This window comes from Acinetobacter sp. V2 (genome assembly GCF_001188385.1).
In the GTDB taxonomy this organism is placed as follows: Bacteria; Pseudomonadota; Gammaproteobacteria; order Pseudomonadales; family Moraxellaceae; genus Acinetobacter; species Acinetobacter oleivorans.
Map to the genome: position 1 here is coordinate 1,793,782 of NZ_JZFB01000001.1, position 4,563 is coordinate 1,798,344.

Consider the following 4,563-nt stretch of genomic DNA (forward strand, 5'->3'; position numbering starts at 1 on the left):
TATGATCCATACGGTGAGATAATCCCACTCGATCTAGTAAATATTCAGCTTGTGCCTTTACCGATTTGTATTGACTGTCTGCTCGAAGCATTAAAGGCATTGCCACATTTTCAAGCGCAGAAAACTCAGGTAATAAGTGGTGGAATTGATAAACAAAACCAAGGTATTTGTTACGTTGAAAACCACGTTCGGCTTCACCTAAATTATCAAAACGCTGACCATTTAAAAATACTTGTCCTTGTGTTGGTTGTTCTAGACCACCTAACGCATGAAGCAAAGTACTTTTACCTGAGCCACTCGCACCCACAATTGAAACAAACTGCCCTGCTTCAACTTGTAAAGAAAGACCTTTAATGACTTCAACCTTAGATTTACCATCATCAAAATGTTTATATATTTCTTTCGCTTCTAAAACAATTTTACTCATAGCGCAGTGCCTCGGCAGGTTGAACTTTGGCAGCACGAAGCGCCGGATAGATAGTCGCCAAGAAGCTTAAAAGTAAAGAAACAATCACGATAATCGTCACATCTTGCCATCTTAAATAAGAAGGAAGGTAATGCACGAAGTAAGCATCAAATAGATTTAAGCCCAACACATTGTTAAACCATGAAATGATATCACTAATGGTTAAAGCTAAAATTACACCTAAAACCGTACCTGCAACTGTACCAATCACACCAATCACGGTGCCTTGCACCATAAAGATTTTAGTAATCATTGATGGCGACGCGCCTAATGTACGTAAAATGGCAATATCTGATTTTTTATCAGTCACAACCATGACTAACGACGAAACAATATTAAATGCTGCAACTACAATGATAAGTACAAGCAATAAACCAACTAGTGTTTTTTCCATTTGAATGGCATTAAACAGGTTGCCATGCGTATAGGTCCAGTTCGTTGCATAGAAATTGCTTGGTAAACTTTTTACCAAGTCATCGGCAACTTGTGGTGCTGCAAAAATATCATCTAGTTTTAAACGAACACCTTGAGCACCATCAGGTAAGCGTAATAAAGTGGAAGCATCATATAGGGCGATATAACCCACCATAGAATCGACTTCAGCGCCTACACTAAAAATACCAACCACTTTAAAACGCTTGAAACGAGGTACAACACCGGCTGGAGATGGTGTTGCTTCAGGTAAAACCAATGTCACACTGTCATTTAGGCGTAAGCCTAATGAGTCAGCCATATCTTTACCAAGTACAATACCAAACTCACCCTTTTTAAGTGAATCTAGACTCCCGGCCACAATATGATTTTGAATAATAGAAACATTCTTTTCATATTTTGGGTCAATACCCGTCACCATAATACCAGCGACTTGCCCTTGCGCGGTTAACATACCTTGCAATTGGGTAAAAGGTGCAACCCCAGTTACATGTGGATGATGTTCAACTCGTTTTACCAGTTCAGGCCAATCCGTGAGGATTTGTGTAGATGAAACTGTCGCTTGCGGCACCATTCCCAAAACACGGTTTTTCAATTCGCGATCGAAACCGTTCATCACAGAAAGTACCGTAATCAGCACTGCGACACCTAGTGTCAAACCGACCATCGAAACCAATGCAATAAAAGAAATAAAATGATTACTGCGTCTTGCGCGAGTATATCTCAACCCTATATACAGTGAGATTGGTTTAAACATACCTTCTAAATCCAAGGTGATTGATGGGAAATAGCAGATGAGAATGTCAAATTACATTCACATTTACTATTTGGCCATATCGTTAGATGCTGTATTAAGGTTTAAAAATCAGTAAGTTCTGATCTTCCCTTAACAATCCTAATATTATATTGCTGCGCTATTTTCTACTACTTAAGTTAGGAGATCAATTTGATCATGCATTTCGCTACGAATTAGAACAATTTAATGAATAAGCTCAACAAATTACCCAAATCTTCTCCTATTTAGACTTCATATGTTGAGCAAAGTTCCGGTTTGCCTGAATGTCTTTATAGAAATATAAAAAGAGTCCAGACAAGATAATTAAAGCCCCTACAAAAACCATAATCGAAAGTTGTTCATGATTTAAAGCAGCTCCAATCATCATCGCTAACATTGGTGTAATTACTGTCGTTAAAGATAAAGTTGTTGGCTGAATATTTTGTATAAGTTTGAAATAACAAAACATGGCGACTAATGAAGCCATGAGTACCGTATAAATTAAGGCAAATAAAGATTTAGCTTCTGGCAAATGTGTCGGTGCATATTGCCAAATAAATGGAATAAAACAACTAGCAAAAATTGAAGAAACTAAAATAGAACCTGTTGCCTGAGCCATCGGCTGGATCTGCGCATTAACTTTCTTAACCCAGAAAATTGAAAAAGAATAAACAAATACACTGATCAGCATAAGGACAATACCAAACGGATGCACGTGCTGATTTGCACCGCTCAAACAAATAATCGCTAACCCACTGACAGCAATTGCCATGCCCAGCCATTGCAGCTTATAAAGTTGTTGGCCAAATGCAAACCGACCAATAAGCCCTGCCATAATAGGTGCTAAGCCAAACATAAGTGCAATCATGCCTGAACTTAAATATTGGGTTGCGGCATAAGTAAAAATTTGGGAACCAATTAAGCTAAAAGATCCGGCAATGTAGCTGTGAACTGCTTGTCGATGAGTCGGAAAAGGTGTTCTTAAAATCAGTAATATGATTACTGCCAAAGGCAATGCAATAAAAAAGCGTAACAACAATGCCCACATCAGATGTAAATCAGACACACTCCAAACAATAGCCAATGGAGTGGTTGCCCAAATGAACACTAACAAGGCATAAGTTAAAGCCAAATTGGTTTGCGATGGCATGTGATGCTCACTTAGCTGTTTTACGTTTTTGCTTTAAAATTGTTTGATCTAATGAACTTGAAAATTCACGCTTATCTCGCTCGGAAATAGGCGGTGGTCCACCAGTTTGCACACCCGCACCACGAAGCGTATCCATAAAATCACGCAGATGTAAACGTGCTTTAACATTCGCCGTTGTATAGACTTCACCACGTGGATGAATAGCAACACCTCCTTTCTCGATCACTTGAGCTGCCAGTGGAATATCCTGCGTAATGACAATGTCATTTTCAATCATACGATCAACTATTTCTTTATCGGCCTGATCAGCACCACTTAAAACCTGTATTGACTTAATACGAACAGAAGGTGTAATCCCAACATTCTGATTGGCAACAAAAATAACTTCTAATTGATAACGATCTGATGCACGCAAAATTACTTCACGTAAAATTTTTGGTAAGGCGTCTGCGTCTACCCATAGCTTAAATGGCAGCACGTTATTCTCTATTTCCACTAAAAATCTAAGTCTAACAGATGCTTTTCGAAGGTGAGTAGAAATAAACATTAAACTTATTTTTAATTTCAACATTAAAGTTTTTATAGATGAAGCTTACTTTTAATTTATAAATAGAAGCCGTATTTCTCTTTAAATGACTAAATATGTGCTTTTACAAGAGAATTTACACATGATGACTTGAAAAATAGTGAACACCCTCGATTTAATATAACAAGTAATGTGAACCCAACAGCATCGTGCTTATGAAAAATCAAAACAGTCCAGAAGTAATTAAAGTAAATGACCAAAATTTTGGTAGTCATGGCGAACATTGGAATCTATTGACGTCCCATCCTGAAACAGATGTACCAAAATGGTTAGGACTAGCACTTGATGCACCTGTAATGCCGATGGGCTTATGCGAACATGAAGAAGATATGGATCAATCTTTTTGGTTGATTCAAGGCCCACAAAACCAAAAAGTTACAATCAACCAGATTATTGCTGTTGAAAACCAAAAGCCTCGAGCACTCAAAACAGCCTTTCCAAGTTTTGAAAGCCCATATCAATATAATGCAAAAATTGAACGTATCATTACTTGTGACTCTGCAACGCAAGCCGTGTTAAGTTTAAGACTAAATAAAAATACAACTGTTTATGCATTTGATAATTTATTTAGCGTTAACGCTTGTCAATATGACAAAAATCAAAACTATCAAGTTCAATTTAATGCATGGGCTTATGAATTAGAACCGGTTCCAGCAGGCGAAAAAATTGTTGTTGATGACCCAGCTTCAATTAAACATCACCGTGCATTAAATGCAATCTTGACTGAACATAATGGTATTGCTCCTGAAAACTTACAGGAACTCATTAATGAATGGCAGCCAAAAACCCCAGAAGATCAAGAACCTGTAACTGTTGATTTTTCTAAAATGGTCGCATATTTATATGGTGAAAATCTTGGTCAAGAAGATGAAGCATGGTTCCAAGGTAATATTGTTGGCAAAACTTCTATGACATTTATGGGGGCAGAATATACCCTTTATGATGTCACTTTGGTTTTAGAAGATGATCTTCCTGCCATATTAGTGCGCATTGCGACCAAAAACGATTTGTATAAAAACTTTAATATTGGCGAATATATTCGCGGTAATATCTGGATTCAGGCGACTATTTGTGCTAAAAAGGGTGAAACTAATTGAATTTCACTAATATTTTAATAATTAGGTTATTGAATGAAGATTATACCCGAACAAACT

Annotated in this window: 5 protein-coding genes and 1 pseudogene; 2 read left to right on the forward strand and 4 right to left on the reverse strand. The window is 37.3% G+C overall.

Annotated features, from left to right (window positions below; translation table 11 throughout):
* Both UC75_RS20780 and UC75_RS08255 read right to left on the reverse strand, forming a co-directional pair.
* The coding region (locus UC75_RS20780; RefSeq protein WP_228137176.1) for an ABC transporter ATP-binding protein at nt 1-427 on the reverse strand (427 nt) is incomplete at its 3' end.
* On the reverse strand, nt 420-1,655 hold the full coding sequence (locus tag UC75_RS08255; RefSeq protein WP_004790618.1) for a lipoprotein-releasing ABC transporter permease subunit: 1,236 nt from the start codon (nt 1,653-1,655) through the stop codon (nt 420-422). The genes UC75_RS08255 and UC75_RS20780, both read right to left, overlap by 8 nt.
* A 149-nt stretch (nt 1,656-1,804) precedes the next feature.
* Between UC75_RS08255 and UC75_RS20785 the strand changes: the two are divergent.
* Nucleotides 1,805-1,885 (forward strand): annotated as a pseudogene (locus UC75_RS20785) (PilZ domain-containing protein); the annotation flags it as partial.
* 29 nt (nt 1,886-1,914) lie between these two features.
* Here the strand turns inward: UC75_RS20785 and UC75_RS08260 are convergent.
* Together UC75_RS08260 and UC75_RS08265 are read right to left on the reverse strand one after the other, a co-directional pair.
* Nucleotides 1,915-2,823 (reverse strand): DMT family transporter, encoded by a 909-nt coding sequence (locus UC75_RS08260; RefSeq protein WP_005307596.1) that lies wholly within the window; start codon nt 2,821-2,823, stop codon nt 1,915-1,917.
* 7 nt (nt 2,824-2,830) lie between these two features.
* Nucleotides 2,831-3,319 carry a YaiI/YqxD family protein gene (locus tag UC75_RS08265; RefSeq protein ID WP_081310814.1) on the reverse strand — a complete coding sequence of 163 codons (489 nt, stop codon included), beginning with the start codon at nt 3,317-3,319 and terminating at the stop codon, nt 2,831-2,833.
* Nucleotides 3,320-3,564: 245 nt separating this feature from the next.
* Here UC75_RS08265 and UC75_RS08270 point away from each other — a divergent pair, with 245 nt between their 5' ends.
* Nucleotides 3,565-4,506: a hypothetical protein gene (locus UC75_RS08270; protein WP_004790613.1), complete on the forward strand. Its 942-nt coding sequence runs from the start codon at nt 3,565-3,567 to the stop codon at nt 4,504-4,506.
* The last annotated feature ends 57 nt before the right edge of the window (nt 4,507-4,563 follow it).